The organism is Streptomyces sp. NBC_01508 (assembly GCF_045040315.1).
Taxonomy (GTDB): Bacteria; Actinomycetota; Actinomycetes; order Streptomycetales; family Streptomycetaceae; genus Streptomyces.
Map to the genome: position 1 here is coordinate 1,703,243 of NZ_CP109419.1, position 15,411 is coordinate 1,718,653.

Below are 15,411 nucleotides of genomic sequence, written 5' to 3' on the forward strand. Positions count from 1 at the left end.
CGACGCGGAGGACGGCACCTCTACCCCGATGCTGCTGGCCCGCTCCCGCCACGCCTCCGTCCGCTCCCTGGAGCGATACGCCCGCCCCGGCGTCGACTCGGTCGCCCGACACGTCGCCGAACGCGACCCTGCCGCCCGCCGCCGCAGGTGAGTCCGAGGGCATCAGAACTTCAAGATCATCCCGTTGCCCCTTTGGCGCGTATCTCGGTCACACCCCGGGTTGCTCCGGAGGTGAACGCTGAGTTGATTCTCGGGGCTCTGGAGCGTGCCCACCAGCGCCCGATCGGGCGCCGCCAGATCGCTGCCGCTGCCATCGAGCGTCCCGAACTCCTCACCGGCGAGGGCGCGTCGGCACCGATTCAGGGGGTTCTGCGGTTCCTCGAAGAGTTGCGCGCGGCCGGGGCCGCGTCGGTGGTCGTCCCGCCGTGCCCCAGCTGCGGTCGCGCCAACCCGCTGAAGCGTCCGCTCGGAGCGGTACGCGTGTGCGGCAACTGCGCGGCGAAAGCGGGGGCCTCGCTGTGCTCCCGCTGCAACAAGCAGAAGCCGATCGGCCATTGCGACGAGAACGGCGACCCCTTCTGCAGCTCCTGCTGGGCACGTGACCCGAGGAACCTGGAGACCTGCGCCGGATGTGGAACTCGGCGCCGCGTGTACGGACGGACCGCTGCCGGCCCGATCTGTTTGCAGTGCCGCCCGCGGACCGAGCGTGTGTGCGGCATCTGCGGACGCACTGGCCGGGGCACCATCTCCCGAGCCACCGGAAAGCCTCTGTGTGACCTGTGCAAGGGGCACTGGATCGTCTGCTCCAGGTGCGGTGACGGCAGCCTCGTCCGAGGCGGGACGCTCAAGGAGCCGCTGTGCGCCCGCTGTGTCAACCCCGATCCGGACTTCTGGAAACGGTGCCGCATCTGCAGCACGACGTGGCAGCTGACGACCGCTCCCTGTACCCGGTGCAGTCTCGACGCCCGTCTGCGCAAGGTCTTCGCGGCCGACGACGGCACCGTCGCACCCGAGCTCGACCGGCTTCGTGAGCGCCTGGTCCAGGTCGACCGTCCGGTCTACGCGCTCACCTGGCTGCGGAAGACGAACGTCCAGTCCACCATCACCGCGTTGGTGCGCGAGCACTCCCAGGTCAACCACGCTGCGCTTGACGCCATGCCGCGGAGTAGGACGCTCGACCACTTCCGCTCCATGCTGGTCTCTGTCGGCGCTCTGGAGTTTCGCGACGAAGGCTTGGTGCGGCTCGAGCGAGAAGTGAAAGAGACGCTCGACCGGTACACCCCGGGCGAGCACCCGCGAGCCCTGCGGGGCTTCATCCTCTGGCACCTGATGCGGCGTCTGCGTGGACGCCTGAAGGACAAGTCGGCCAGCGTTCAGCAGATCCAGAATGTCCGAGCCCACCTGGCCGGCGCTGACGGCTTCCTGCGCTGGCTGGAAGGCCGGGGCAAGTCGCTGAGCGGATGCACGCAGGCGGACGTCGACAGCTACCTCAGCACCAAGCCCGCGCACCCGAAGAAGTGCTCTGCTTTCGTCCGGTGGGCGGTGCGCCGCAGGTACGCGCCAGCTGGCATCAAGTCCCCGGCGATCCGCTGGACGGGCCGGCCGGCCCGCACGACCAGGACGAGCGGTGGGCCAGCGCCCGGCGGCTGCTGAACGACGAGTCCGTCGCCACGGCGGACCGCGTCGCTGGACTTCTCGTGTTGCTGTACGCGCAGACGGTCAGCAGTATCCACCGCCTGACCACGGACCGCCTCACTCAGGACGACGACCACGTTCTGCTCCACCTGGGCGCCCAGCCCATCCGGCTACCGGCGCCACTGGACCGCTTCATGCTCGACCTGGTCGCATCACGGTGTACCGACACCCTGATCCGTCACGAGGGCGACTGGCTTTTCCCCGGCCGCTCAGTAGGTCGGCCGATTCACGAATCGCAGCTGCTGCGACGACTTCACAGGGTGGGCGTCAAGTCGCGCCAAGGCCGTAGTACGGCGTTGTTCGCGCTCGCCCAGGAGCTTCCCCCCGGCCAGGGGCGTCATCAACGCTCCCGAGACCTAGCCGAGTTGTACTTCTTCGACCACGTCCCACGTGTAATAGCCGAGGTCGGGACGTTGGTACTGGTTGACGAGATGGAGTCGATCGTGACATCCGCTCGTGGGGACCGCAGCGCGCGCAGTGCCCGAACGGGCCTTGGGGCTGTTTTTGACCTTCGACTCGGGTTGAAGGTCTACCGTTTCTGGAGTGACCACGTTCCAGATCTCCCAGCTCGCTGCCCGCACCGGGGTACCGACCAGCACGCTCCGTTTCTATGAGAAGGCAGGGCTGCTGACTGCTGATCGCACGTCCGGCGGCTACCGGATCTTTGATGAGGAGGCGGTGGAGCGGCTGGGGTTCATTGGTGCGGCCAAGCTTCTGGGTCTGCCGCTGGAGGAGATCGCTCAGCTGCTGGGGGTGTGGGAGACAGGGGCATGTACGGACGTACGGGCTGAGCTGAGGCCCCGAGTCGCGGCCCGGGTTGTCGAGGCAGAGAGCCGGATCGTGGAGCTGGAGGTGTTCGCCTCGTCTCTGCGCTCTGCACTGGAGCACCTGGACGCTCTGCCGGACCGGGCCGGGCGGTGCGATCCGAAATGCGGCTTCCTCGGTGCCAGTGGGCGCCGGACGCCAGTGATGGTGGATCTGGCCCCGCGGCGGCGTGAGGAGACGGAGGCCGAGCGGTGGCGCACTGTGCCGGTGTCCTGCTCACTGACAGGCGACGACCAGCAGGCGCGGACCGACCGCTGGCAAGAGGCGCTGGCGGGTGCGGTGCGGGAGCCGATTCCGGATGGGATGCGGCTGGTGCTGCCCGTGGATCGCACCGCGGTGGTGGCGGAGCTCGCGGGCCGCGAGCAGCAGTGTTGCCCGTTCTTCGATTTCCGTCTGCACGTGGACGGTCCGGTTGTGCGCATGGAGGTGCGCGCCCCGGCCGACGGAGCGGGTCTGCTCGCCGAACTGTTCGGGCCGGCCCCCTGATCGGCTCTCCCCCTCCTTGCCTTTCCCCTTGTCCTGAAAGTGGTTGACGTGCTCGTCGTTCGCTCGATTTCGCTGTTCGTTGTGGCTGCCCTGTTCGAGATCGGTGGCGCATGGCTGGTGTGGCAGGGGGTCCGTGAACACCGCGGGTGGGCATGGATCGGGGCGGGAGCGATCGCCCTGGGCATCTACGGGTTCGTCGCGACGCTGCAAGAAGATGCCAACTTCGGCCGGATTCTCGCTGCCTATGGCGGCATCTTCGTTGCCGGGTCGCTGGCCTGGGGCATGGCCCTGGACGGATACCGTCCGGACCGGGCGGACATCCTCGGCGTGCTGATCTGCCTCCTCGGTGTCGGGGTGATCATGTACGCGCCGCGCAGTTAGCAGTTCGCCTCCCCTCCGGTCGCCACGGTGTCTTGCTGACCAGCGGATTTACTCGGCGGTGGGCCCGGAGCCCGTTTCGTACGGCGGGTTCGTTCCGGCCGGTCGTGAGGAGTGTCGGTCGCGGCGGATGGTGACGGCGACGATGCCGGTCATCAGGGCGCAGGCGAGGGCGCCCATGAGCCGGGCGGCGCTGTCCTCTGGCGTGGGCGCGAAGGCGGCGAGGACAGCGCTGGTAGCTGTGGCGGCCCCGAGCGCGGCGACGCCGAGGTAGGGCCAACATCGTGCGTTGAACATTGGTACCCCCGTGTGCTGATGTGAACGGTCGCAGGCCGGTGGCTCAGCTGTCGGCGTCGGCTTTGCCGATTGCGGGTGCTGCTGGTGCGAAGCGCCGGGTGAGTGCGGCGATGGGGATGATCGCCAGGCTGAAGGCCAGGCCGACGGCCATGACCTTGGGCCCCCACTGGATGCCGCCCCAGATGAGCAGCACGGTGTTGAACAGGGCGAGCGCGACGGCGAGTGCGGTCATGGCCTTGGGGTGATGGGCGCGCGGTGGGGCTGCCTTGTGGTCGCGCAGTCCTAGGTAGGCCAGGGGGAGCAGGATGAAGACGATGAGGTAGCCGACGACGGAGGAGGCGACCTCGTCCAGCACGCTGGTGCCGAAGATGCTGAGCAGAACGGCGATGACGACCGCGTCGCAGGCCAGTGAGCCGGTGGGCACGCCGCGGCGGCTGATGTGAGCGAAGGGCCGGGGCAGGTAGCCGTCCTGGGCGATCTGGTACACGGTCCTCGATGAGCTGATGATCGCGGACTGGGCGATGAGGATGAGGCAGGCGGTGAGCAGGACGGCGACGATGTTCTTGCCCGCTGAGCCGAGGAGGATTTCGGCCGCGGGAAGGAAGACGGTGGTGGGTTCCTTGGTGAGTCCTTCGGCGCCGACGATGCCGAGCAGGGCAAGCGGGATGAGTGTGTAGGCGGCCAGGCAGGTCAGTGCGGAGATCGCCATGATTTTCGGCAGGTGGCGTTTGCTGTCGCGGATTTCGGCGCACAGCGTGGAGGCCAGTTCGGCGCCGTAGGACGAACAGGCGGCGATGAACGCCCACTTCACCATCAGGGCCGCCACGCCCAGCGCGTCGTTCGGGGCGCCCTGGGGCAGGTCGAGGGGAAAGATGTTGCTGGCGTGGAAGTGGCTGGGCCGGGCAACGGGGCCGGCCAGGACCATGATGAGCGGGACCGTGGCGACGATGGCGAGGACGATGTTGGCCTGGGTGCTGCGGCGCAGGCCGGCGAGGTTGAGGGCGTAGAGAAGCAGCGCCATCGCGATGGCGAGAGCCAGGGTGTTGATGCCGGGCCAGAAGGTGGCTTTGAGGTAGCTGGCGGCGAGGATCAGCATGACGGGGACGGCGGGGATCCAGGCGAACCAGTAGGACCACGAGGACAGGGCGCCCAGGGTGGCCGATCCTCGGGGCCAGGCCCTGAAGGCGAACTGGGCCGTGCCGCCAGCTCGGCCGGGGAAGCGGGTGGCCAGGTCGCTGACCAGGAGGCACTGCAGGGCGCCCACGGCGGCGGTGACGATCCACACCCACATTGAGACGTTGCCGAGTTCGCCGGCCATGGCGCCGAAGGAGACGGTGACGGACAGGGCGCCGCCGAAGGCGATGGGGACGGCGGCTTTCCAGGAGACGGTACGCGGCAGTTGGCTGCTGGAAGGGAAGGGCCCGACGTCCGTGGCCGGGGCTGGAGTTGGGCTGGTGGCGGCCCGGCGACTCGGAGACGCGCGCATGAAGAACTCCCCCGGTTTTGATCCTGGCGCGCGTAGGAACGGCTCCGGGACTTGGTTGAAATGGGAAGGGCTAATTTCTTCTGGGCGGCCTTTCTGTAGGTACTGAGAGGCCGGTGCAGGTTGTGCGTCGGTCATTTCGGCTGGTGCACGGCGGGTTGGCGGGCGGCGCACCGCCTCGGTCAAATCTCGCCGGATGCCACGCTTCGCAGGTTGGAGCGTTGATGGCTGGGCCACTAGGTGACGGACATTAGCACCGGTTCCTGGCAGTGGATCCGTTGGCTTTCGGCCAGCATCGTCGCAGATCAGCCTTCACCGAAAGGTGTGAGCGAATCGTTTACACGTACTGGCCAGTCGGGTTCAAGGCCTGATTTCCGAAGTGCGCTGCAGTCTTATCAGGGGGGTTTTCCATGGCCGGAATTCCACTCGGTGGCCCTGAATGCGCCGCCGAGTGGGTTGCCGAAAATACTCAACCTGAGAGCTTGACCTTTGAGTGGGGTGCAAGGTTTAGCGTCATGGCCATGGAACCGGCTATGCGTTCGGATCGGGGCCTGACCGTTGGTGCGCTGGCCCGCGAGACCGGGGTCACCGCACACACGGTCAGGTACTACGAGCGCGAGGGATTGCTGCTGCCGCCGGAGCGTTCGCCGGCAGGCTACCGGCACTACGGCAACGATGCGGTGGAGCGGCTGCGCTTCATCCAAGGCGCTCAGCAGCTGGGGCTGAGACTGCGGCAGATCCGGGACCTGCTGGCGATGCGAGACTCCGGATCCTGCCCCTGCGGGTCGGCCGGCGACCTGCTGCGCCAGCGCATGCACGACATCGATACCGAGATCTCGCGTCTGGTGAGCCTGCGGGCTCAACTCGGCGGCATGGTCACCGCGTTGCCCAGTGCCGAATGCCGGGGCCCCGCCCCCGGTATCAACTGGCGCCCCGAGCCCCACTCCGGGCCGCCTGGAGCCGACAGCCGGAGATAGCCGCAACGAAGAGGAAAAGTGCCAGCGCCCCGCCGATGCTGCCGGGGTGTGCAGGGCAGGCCAAGGAGGCCGGTCCTGGGGTGGTCGCACTCGTGCGGCCGTCCAGTCATACCGACGCGATGCCACCAGAGCCGGACGAACTCCGGTCAGGAGGCGTGCGCCGGTCGCCGAATCCGCCGCCCACAACGGGGAGAGCAGACATGACGAGCAAGGCACTGCAAGTCGTCAAGACCGTCTACAGCGCGACATGGGGCAAGTACGTCTTCGCCGGCATGTATGACCGGTTCCTGAAGAAGTTCGAGGCGGCCGGGCTCTCGCAGAAGCGGGCCGAGTTCATCGCCCCCGCCTACGGCCGAACCCTCGAACTCGGTGCCGGTACCGGACTGAACCTGCCGCACTACCCGGACGCCGTGACCGAGATGGTCATAAGCGAGCCGTACCCGCACATGGTGGTCAAGCTGGCGGAGAAGGTCGAGGAGCTCGACCTGACCCAGACGGTGCAGCTGACGGTCTCGCCGGCGGAGAAGATCCCCTTCCCGGACAACTCCTTCGACACCGTCGTCGCGGCGATGATCCTGTGTACGGTCAAGGATCCCGAGCCGGTCCTCGCGGAGATCGAGCGGGTCCTCAAGCCCGGCGGGCAGTACCTGTTCCTTGAGCATGTCCGCAACCCGGATCCGAAGATCGCCCGCAAGCAGGACTTCATCCAGCCGGGCTGGTTCCTGTTCGGCAACGAGTGCCACTGCAACCGGCCCACCGTGGAGACTCTCCAGGCGTCCGGGCTCAAGATCGAGGAACTCAAGCACGACAAGATACCCGGCGCTGCCGCCTGGATCGAAGCGATGGTCACCGGTGTCGCCAAGGCCGTCAAGACGGGCCATTCCAGCAGCTCCAACGGTGCGACCGCCCACACCGACAAGTCCGTCAAGGCCCTTTGAGCGGCCGGCCGGGCCGAGGAATTCGCAGGCAGGAAACCACATGACGGTAACCACGCACGCCCCTTTCGATCTCGCTGCGATACGTGCCGACTTTCCCACCCTCAACGAGCGCGAGATCTATCTCGACTCCGTTGCCTCCTCCTTGACGCCGGTCCCGGTGATCGAGGCGATGAACGAGTTCTACTTCCGCTTCCGCGCGAATGTGCACCGCGGCGTGTACGACGCCTCGCTGGAAGCCTCCGAGCATTACGAGAGAGCCCAGGCGAGGGTCGCCGCGTTCGTCGGCGCCACCCCCCAGGAGCTGGTGTTCACCGCGAACACCACTGGGGCGATCAACCTGATCGCGCTGTCCCTGGACTTCCAGCAGGGTGATGAGATCGTGCTCTCCACCCTGGAGCACACCTCCAACATGATCCCCTGGTCGCGGCTGGCCAAGCGCCATGGTCTGACACTGCGCTGGTATCACCCCGGTGTCCAAGGCGTCTTCGACGTCGAGGAGTTCGCGCCGCTGCTCAACGAACGCACCAAGCTGGTCACCCTCACGCACGTCTCCAACGTGCTGGGCACCGTGGTGCCCGTCGCCGACGTCGCCAAAGTCTGCCGGGTCGCCGGCGTCCCGTTCCTGGTCGACGCCGCCCAGGCGGTCCCTCACATGCCGGTCGACGTCAAGGCCGTCGACTGCGACTTCCTGGCCTTCTCCGGGCACAAAATGCTCGGCCCCACCGGCATTGGCGGCCTGTACATCCGCCGCGAGTGGGCCGAGAAACTCACGCCCGCGATCCTGGGCGGCGGCAGCATCGACACCACCGGCCGGTGCGGCTGCCCCTCGCTGGAGGAGTGCAACATCGACTACGCGGTCTTCAGCGAACTGCCCAACAAGTGGCAGGCCGGCACCCCGCCGATCGCTGAGGCACTGGGACTGGCCGCTGCCGCCGAGTACCTGGACAACCTGGGCCTTGAAAGCATCGCCGCCCACGACCAGAAACTGATGGCGCTCGCCCTGGACGGCCTCGGCCAGATCCCGTCCGTGCGCGTCTACGGGCCGGGCAAGGCCGAGCAGATGTCCTCGATCCTGTCCTTCAACGTGGGCGAGCACTCGCCGCACGACGTGGGCCAGCTCCTGGACTCCCACCACCACATCGGAGTGCGCTCCGGCCAGCACTGCGCCCTGTCGTACTTCAAGGACGCCCCCGAGATCGAACAGCCCGGCAGCGTCCGCGCCTCCTTCTACCTCTACAACACGGTCGAAGAAGTCGAGCGGTTCGTCGCCGCCGTCCAGGACGTATCGCGCCGCCTTCTCTGACTGAAATTCATCGGAGGGAACAACATGTCGACGCGTCACTCCGCGTCGGAGGGCACCGCCATGCCTAGCGATGCCCCCGGCGAACGATGTCCCAGCGGTGACCAGCCCTTCCCCTCGGTGAGCACGCTGCCGCGGAGCGTCTCCTGGCGCTCCGCGGTGCTGGTCGCCCTCGGCGGAGCCGTCCTGGTCACCGTCTCGCTCGGCCCCATGGCCGCCGAACTCGGCAACGCCTCCGTACTCGTATGGATAGCCGCCGCAACCATCGGCGCCGTCCAGTGCGTCCTGCTGGCCGAACTCGCCTCCCGCTTCTCCAACCGGGCCGGCGGCACCGCCCAGTTCGCCTACCGCGCCCTGCGCCGCGGCTCACCGTCGCTGGGCGCCCTGTCCTCCTGGTCGTACTGGTTCGCCTGGACCCCCGGCATCGCGGTCAACCTGATTCTCGCCGCGACGTATCTGCGCGAAGTCCTGTGGCCCGGCGCCCCCACCATTCCGCTCGCCATCGGCCTGGGCGTAGTGCTGTACCTCGTCAACTCCTACGGCCTCAAACTGAGCATGCGCATCAACGCCGTCCTGGCCGTGCTCACCGTCATCCCCCTGCTGGCCATCATGATCGGCCCGCTGTTCAAACCGTCTGCCTTCTCGGCCGAACACCTGCTACCGCTGCACCTGCCCGACAGTGCCCCTAGCGGTGGCTGGGATCTGGTAGCGCTGATCGCGAAATGGTTCTTCGTGGCCGCCTGGGTCGCCTACGGCGCCGAGATGGCCTCCACCGTGTGCGCGGAAATGCGCGACTGCGCCTGCCGCATGCCCCGCGCCCTGGCCCTGGCCAGCGGAGCGTGCATGGTCGCCTTCGGCGTGCTTCCCATCGTCCTGCTCGGACTGGTCGGTGCTGACGGGCTGGCCGCCGACCCGGTCACCGGCTTCGTACCCGCCGCCGAGGTCCTCTTCGGCTCCGCCGGAAAGACCGTCATCGGCCTGGTCCTGGCAGCAGCCCTCGTACTGGGCGCTCAAGCGTTCATCTTCGGCTCGTCCCGCACCATCTACCAGATCGCCCTGGATGGGCACCTGCCCCGCTTCCTCACCCGCGTCAACAAGCGCGGCGTGCCGACCGGCTCCCTGGCCTGGGACGCCACCGTGATCGCCCTGATGCTGGCCGTCTTCGGAACCGGCGTCATCGAGGTCGTCGCCGCCGCCAATGTCGGCTACCTCATCGTCTTCATCCTCATGCCCATGGCATACCTGGTCCTGCGTCACCGAAACGACGGCGACCCCGAGGGGCTGCGCCTTCCCCGCCCATTCGCGGCCGTCGCCATCGCCCTGGCCATTCTCAACGCCGCAATCCTGGTGATCGGCGGCTCCCAGTGGGGCGTAAGGGTCATGGCGATCGGATGCGGCGTGAGCCTCCTGATCCTCCCCCTCTCCTACTTCACCCGCCGCTCCGCGGCCCGGCGCCTGCACCACGACCTCGACGACCTGCCTCAACCACAGGCAAAGGCCGTCTCGAAGGACGGCGCCGGATAAAGCTCCTGGCCCCCACCGCCCCCGTCGGCGGGGGCCAGGAGCACCCCCAAATCGCAATCGAAGGAGTCTCCAGCGATGAAAGCCCAGCGCGCAGGCCACGGCGCCGACGCACCCCCCAATACGCGCCTGACTCTGGTCGCCGTATGCGTCGCCGCGATCGTGCTGCCCATGGCCCTGACCGGCGCCTCAGTGGCCCTGCCCGACATCAACGGCGACCTTGACGTCGGCCTGGTCTCCCTGCAATGGGTCGTCAACGCCTACAACGTCACCTTCGCCGCGTGCATGCTCGCCTGCGGGGGCCTGGCCGACCTGCTGGGCCGACGCCGCATGTTCGCCACCGGCCTCGTCCTGCTCATCGTCGCCGGCATCATCAGCACCATCGCCCCCAACATCGTCATCCTCGACCTGTCCCGAGGACTCGCCGGAATCGGCGGCGCAGCCGTCATGACCGCCGGAAGCGCCCTGCTCGCGCAGACCTTCGACGGCCCGGCCCGCGCCAAAGCCTTCGGCGCGCTCGGCACCTCCTTCGGCGCCGGCCTCGCACTGGGCCCGTTCACCGCCGGCTTCCTGGTCGACGCCCTCGGCTGGCGCTCCGTCTTCGCCAGCCACGCCCTGATCGCCGCCCTCGTGCTGCTCACTGTCAGCAAACTGCGCGAATCCCGTAACCCGCAGGCCATGGGCGTGGACGTGCCCGGCACTCTCACCTTCACCGCCGCCCTGTTCGCCCTCATCCTCGGCATCATCGAAGGCCCACAGCTCGGCTGGGCCCACCCCGTCGTCCTTGCACTGCTGATCGGATCCGTCGTCTTCCTCGGCCTCTTCGTCACCGTCGAACGACGTGCCTCGCACCCCATGTTCGACCTCGGCCTGCTCACCAACCCCCGCTTCCTCGGGGTGTGCCTGATGCCGTTCGTCCTGTCCTTCGTCTTCGTCGGACTCCTCGCCTTCCTGCCCACCTACCTCATCGGGGTCGGCGGCTCCAACGCCGACAGCGCCGGCGCGTTCATGCTCCCGCTGACCCTGCCGATCATCGCCGTGCCCGTGGCCGCCGGATTCCTCACCCAGCGCCTGTCGATGCGCACCCTGCTCGCGCTCTCCCTGGGCCTGGTCACCATCGGCACCGTCTGGCTGACCGTCATCGAACCGTCCAGCACCTTCACCGACATCCTCGGCCCCCTGCTGGTCATGGGCGCAGGCGTCGGTGTCTCCTTCGGCCTCCTGGACGGCGCCGCGGTCTCCATCGTCCCCGCCGAACGCGCGGGCATGGCCGCCGGCATGTTCAACACCATGCGCCTGACCGGCGAAGCCATCGCCGTCGCCGGCATGGGAACCGTCCTGGTCTCCGTCATCGCCAACCGGCTGAGCAGTAACACCTCCGCCATCCCGGACAGCTACCAAGGCCACAACCAGGACCTGGCGAACACCATCACCCAAGGCGACGTCACCAAGGCAGCGGCCGAGGCGCCCCCGGGCGCCGCCCGTGACGCCTTCACCGACCTGGCATCCGGCAGCTACACCGACGCCCTGCACATCGCCCTATGGATCCTCGCCGTCCTGTGCACCCTGTGCATCCCCGTCGTCTGGGCCCTGCTCACACCCAGCAAGGACGACCAGGCCGCGGGGAAAGCCACCAACTCGCGGCCGGCCACCGAACACGCCTGACCCAAGACCTCGGCCCTGCCGGCATCACAGGAAAGGACAAGTGCGGTGACCTACGTGATCGCCGAACCCTGCGTCGACATCAAAGACAAGGCATGCATCGAAGAATGCCCCGTCGACTGCATCTACGAAGGCCCCCGCATGCTGTACATCCACCCCGACGAATGCGTCGACTGCGGAGCCTGCGAGCCCGTCTGCCCCGTAGAAGCGATCTTCTACGAAGAGGACGTCCCCCAGGAGTGGGCTGGCTACACGAGTGCCAACACCGAGTTCTTCCACGTCCTGGGCTCCCCGGGCGGCGCAGCCCACATGGGCCCCCAGAAAACCGACCATCCGCTCATCGATAGCGTGCCTCTACGCACTGCCGACACGTGATCCACCCCTGCCGGTCACCGCACCCACAAACGGCCGGGCGAGGCCGCCTCTCTCTCCGCCTCGCCCGGCTCCTCCACATCCCCAGCACCATCGCAGCCGTGAAAGCGCAGGGCCCCAATGCCCCCAGCATGGAGAGATCACGCGCTCGACGGGCGTCTGTCCCTACCACCGCGCGGATACTGCCCCAAGCCTGCCTCCGCAGACATCTGGCAGTTCCGGGCGACCTCCTCCCTGGTCAGGGCCGCCTACCGCGCCGTCGGCATCCTCGACGACACGGAGCGCGAGCGGGCCCAGGCGCTGGACACCCAACAGGCCCACGACACCAGCCTTGTTGCCCACGTAGCTCTGCGGATGATCCTCGGAAGTAGCCTCGGCATAGCCCCGAGCGCCGTGGGCCTGGACCGTGCGCCCTGCCCACTGTGCCAAGGCCCCCACGGCCGACCCGTCGTACGCCGCTCGGAGCGACTTCACTTTTCCTTGGCCTACGTACAAAACGTCTCACTCATAGCTCTGTGCCGCAGCCCAGTGGGCATCGACATCGAGTCGGCCGACCGGCTACAGCCCCAAGCCCTTCTGCAACGACTCCACCCGGCCGAAGTAACCGCCCTTATGGCCCTCCCGTACCGGCAGCGCAAAGACGCCATGCTCCGGTGCTGGACCCGGAAGCAGGCGTACGTCAAAGGGCTGGGCACGGGGCTCGCGATGCCCATGAGCCACGTGTACGTCGGGCTCGGCTTCACCTCCGGCGGTCTGGACGACCTCACAGCCCGAAACGGATGGGCGCTCACCTCTTTGACCGCCCCGCACGGATACGCGATAGGCATAGCACTCCTCCCGCCACCAGCGACAAGGGGACGCCCCACCGCCCGGATCCACACCCTGCGGCAGTCAACCGAAGTCACGCGCACTCTCCAGTTGGCATCACCAGCCGCAGGATGACCCCGGTGAGGACAACCGCCGAGCAGCGACCGTGCGCGCTGAAGAAGACCGAGCGCATTGGCAGGAGGCGAGTACGGGGGGACGGCCTGACGCTGCGGCCGGATGACTGAGCGGTGATCCGCGACGACTATCGGCGTACAAGTGGTCGCGCCTGCGATGTCGGCGTGCGGCGAATCCTCGATGACCCACGCGTCGGCCAGGGGGATACTGGCGGGTCCAGCTGCCTCCTGAAGATCTCCGGTTCCGGTTCCGGTTTGTTGCTGCCAACCTCTTCCGAGATGACCCAGCCTGACGTTTTCCAGCACATGGAATACGTCCCCGGGCCCGCTCCACCTCCACAAGTGTCCGCGGCGGGAGGGACTCGCAGAGCAAGGCCGCCCAGCATCGGCCGGTGACGGTGCTGTCCGGTCCGCAGGTGGGGTCACCGGGCGGTCAAGGTCACGTAGCGGCTCTCCAGGTCGACGACGCCGGGGGAGAGCACGCGCAGGAGGATCGCCTTCTGCTTCGTCCGCCTGAAGCAGCCGAACTCACCGACGACGACAAAGCGCGGCTTGACCTGCTGACCAGGGCGGAGCCCGAGATGTCGGGCTACGCGAGAATCCAGGGCACCCGGCCACAGACCCTGGCCTACGCACTCACCGACTCCCCGGTCGGGCAGCTCGCCTGGATCGTCGAGAAGTTCAAGGAGTGGACCGACTGCATCGACATTCCCGAGGACGCCGTCACCCGGGACCGGCTCCTGACCAACGTCATGCTCTACTGGCTCACCGCCACCGCAGGATCATCCGCCCGCCACTACTGGGAAGCCTTCCACCCCTCCCGTCCACCACGCACTGAGCCGCTGGAAACACCGACCGGCGTGGCAGTCTTCGCGGCCGACCTGGCCCGCCCCGTCCGACAACTCGCCGAACGGGACCACAACATCGTCCACTGGTCGGAGTTCGACCGCGGCGGCCACTTCGCCGCAATGGAAGAACCCGACCTGTTCACCCACGACATCCGCGCCTTCTTCCAACCGTTCCGCTGACGCCCCCCATCAAGTCTTCGCCTTCCGACACCTCGGCAGCGACGACACACCCGAAAACACGGCCACAGCAAGATTCTTTCCAGTAACTTCCGGTGAGCATTGCGCCCCAGCAGACCGACCAAGATCAGTTCGGTTAAGCCTGTGTTCGCTGCCCGATGCTCTGGCCCGACCCCGCGCAGCGTGACCGGCTAGTACTCCAGCCGTAGATCGTGATCTTCATGTCTGATTCGCGGCTTGTCGGCGGTAATGGCTGGCCTGGGCTCGGGCCTGGTGGCGGCGGCGCCAGGCGGAACAGCGGAGCCGGTGGGCTGCATCGTGCACGGGCCGGACGATCAGCGTCGTGAACAGTCGCTGGATCTCGTTGCAGGTGAGCGGGATCAGCTCGTCCGGGGCGGGATGGCGTGCGTGTTCGTCGGCGCGGACGACGGCGAGGAAGGCGTGAGCGAGCATGGCGAGGGTGACCCAGCGAGACCAGGAGGTATAGCGGCGAACCTGGTGCTCGTCGAGTGCGGCCAGGCCCTTTCCGGATTGGAGGAACTCCTCCACCCGCCATCTTGATCCAGCGACTCTGACCAGCACGGCCAACGGCACGGACGCGGGCGAGTAGCAGCGTTAGTAGGCGAGTTCACCGGTGCTGCGGTTACGGCGGATCAGCAGCTGACGACTCCCGGGGCGGGGGTCGGCGAGGTCGATGACTGCCCAGTTGTAGAAGCGGTGCCCCTTGGCCCCGGCCCCTGCCGATAGCTTCTGCCAGGCCCGCTTGGGCACCTTCTTGGACAAGATGTCCGCACGGAACTTCCCCGCACCGGTGGTGACTTCGTGCGAGCAGGCCACCGCGAGGACGTAGCCGGTGCCGCGTTCCTCCAGTGCGGTTCGCAGCTTCGGGTTGCCGCCGTAGACCTCGTCCCCCGCCACCCAGGCAGCCTGATGGCCGGCGTCCAGGAACCGGGCGACCATACGAGTGGCCAGCTCCGGCTTGGTCGCGAAGACGGTGTCCTCGTCCAGGCCCGCAGCCCGGCAGCGGTCGGGGTCCAAGGTCCAGGAGCGCGGAACGTAGAGTTCCCGGTCCACGGCGGCGTGGCCGCGCTGACCTGCGTAGACCAGATAGACAGCGACTTGGGAGTTCTCAATCCTGCCGGCGGTGCCGGTGTACTGGCGCTGCACCCCGACCGTGCTGGTGCCCTTCTTCACGTCCCCGGTCTCGTCGACCACCAGTACCGCCCGGTCGTCGTGCAGATGCTCCACCACGTACTCCCGTACGTCATCGCGTACCGCATCGGCATCCCACTTGGCCCGGCCCAACAGGTGCTGCATACCGTCCGGAGTGGTCTCGCCGGCCCACTCCGCGATTGTCCAGCAGTTCTTGCGTGGCAGGTCGGCCAATAGACCGAGCACCAACCGCGCCGCCCTGCGCCGGGGTTCGACCCGCGCGAAGCGCCCCGCGATCCGGCCCATCAGACCCTCGAACGCGTCCCGCCAACGGGCGGGTTCTATGCTGTGACCTGCGG

At 67.7% G+C, this 15,411-nt stretch carries 14 protein-coding genes and 1 pseudogene; 12 read left to right on the forward strand and 3 right to left on the reverse strand.

Translation table 11 applies throughout. From position 1 onward, the window contains the following. The first annotated feature begins 28 nt into the window (after positions 1–28). The 4 genes from OG700_RS07550 (at position 29) to OG700_RS07565 (ending at position 3,387) form a co-directional block, all read left to right on the forward strand. Positions 29–151, forward strand: a complete 123-nt coding sequence (locus OG700_RS07550; protein ID WP_102937725.1) for a PmrA — start codon at positions 29–31, stop codon at positions 149–151. An 80-nt stretch (positions 152–231) separates the two neighbouring features. Beyond that, on the forward strand, positions 232–1,653 hold the full coding sequence (locus OG700_RS07555) for a hypothetical protein (protein WP_405610794.1): 1,422 nt from the start codon (positions 232–234) through the stop codon (positions 1,651–1,653). 585 nt (positions 1,654–2,238) lie between these two features. Next, positions 2,239–3,006 carry a MerR family transcriptional regulator gene (locus OG700_RS07560; RefSeq protein ID WP_405610797.1) on the forward strand — a complete coding sequence of 256 codons (768 nt, stop codon included), beginning with the start codon at positions 2,239–2,241 and terminating at the stop codon, positions 3,004–3,006. Positions 3,007–3,054: 48 nt separating this feature from the next. After that, on the forward strand, positions 3,055–3,387 hold the full coding sequence (locus OG700_RS07565) for a YnfA family protein (protein ID WP_405610800.1): 333 nt from the start codon (positions 3,055–3,057) through the stop codon (positions 3,385–3,387). Positions 3,388–3,435: 48 nt separating this feature from the next. Here the strand turns inward: OG700_RS07565 and OG700_RS07570 are convergent, their stop codons facing one another. Beyond that, positions 3,436–3,681 (reverse strand): hypothetical protein, encoded by a 246-nt coding sequence (locus OG700_RS07570; RefSeq protein ID WP_405610803.1) that lies wholly within the window; start codon positions 3,679–3,681, stop codon positions 3,436–3,438. Between the two features lie 43 nt (positions 3,682–3,724). Then, positions 3,725–5,167, reverse strand: a complete 1,443-nt coding sequence (locus OG700_RS07575) for an APC family permease (RefSeq protein ID WP_405610806.1) — start codon at positions 5,165–5,167, stop codon at positions 3,725–3,727. A gap of 512 nt (positions 5,168–5,679) precedes the next feature. Here OG700_RS07575 and OG700_RS07580 point away from each other — a divergent pair. From OG700_RS07580 to OG700_RS07615, 8 genes are all read left to right on the forward strand, one after another. Next, a complete protein-coding gene (locus OG700_RS07580; RefSeq protein ID WP_405610809.1) occupies positions 5,680–6,141 on the forward strand; it encodes a heavy metal-responsive transcriptional regulator in 462 nt (153 codons plus the stop codon). Positions 6,142–6,341: 200 nt separating this feature from the next. Further along, positions 6,342–7,079, forward strand: a complete 738-nt coding sequence (locus OG700_RS07585) for a class I SAM-dependent methyltransferase (RefSeq protein ID WP_405610812.1) — start codon at positions 6,342–6,344, stop codon at positions 7,077–7,079. A 40-nt stretch (positions 7,080–7,119) separates the two neighbouring features. Beyond that, complete coding sequence (locus OG700_RS07590; RefSeq protein ID WP_405610815.1) at positions 7,120–8,382, forward strand: aminotransferase class V-fold PLP-dependent enzyme; 1,263 nt, start codon at positions 7,120–7,122, stop codon at positions 8,380–8,382. Positions 8,383–8,499: 117 nt separating this feature from the next. Further along, positions 8,500–9,903 (forward strand): APC family permease, encoded by a 1,404-nt coding sequence (locus tag OG700_RS07595; RefSeq protein WP_405610818.1) that lies wholly within the window; start codon positions 8,500–8,502, stop codon positions 9,901–9,903. 75 nt (positions 9,904–9,978) lie between these two features. Beyond that, a complete protein-coding gene (locus OG700_RS07600; RefSeq protein ID WP_405610821.1) occupies positions 9,979–11,565 on the forward strand; it encodes an MFS transporter in 1,587 nt (528 codons plus the stop codon). 45 nt (positions 11,566–11,610) lie between these two features. Further along, positions 11,611–11,937 (forward strand): ferredoxin, encoded by a 327-nt coding sequence (gene fdxA, locus OG700_RS07605; protein ID WP_405610824.1) that lies wholly within the window; start codon positions 11,611–11,613, stop codon positions 11,935–11,937. Positions 11,938–12,288: 351 nt separating this feature from the next. Continuing rightward, complete coding sequence (locus OG700_RS07610) at positions 12,289–12,876, forward strand: 4'-phosphopantetheinyl transferase family protein (RefSeq protein WP_405621512.1); 588 nt, start codon at positions 12,289–12,291, stop codon at positions 12,874–12,876. Positions 12,877–13,267: 391 nt separating this feature from the next. Then, a complete protein-coding gene (locus OG700_RS07615) occupies positions 13,268–13,903 on the forward strand; it encodes an alpha/beta fold hydrolase (protein ID WP_405610827.1) in 636 nt (211 codons plus the stop codon). Positions 13,904–14,119: 216 nt separating this feature from the next. On the opposite strand, the pseudogene OG700_RS07620 reads toward OG700_RS07615, so the two are convergent. Continuing rightward, positions 14,120–15,358, reverse strand: a pseudogene (locus OG700_RS07620) (IS701 family transposase). Positions 15,359–15,411: the final 53 nt, after the last annotated feature.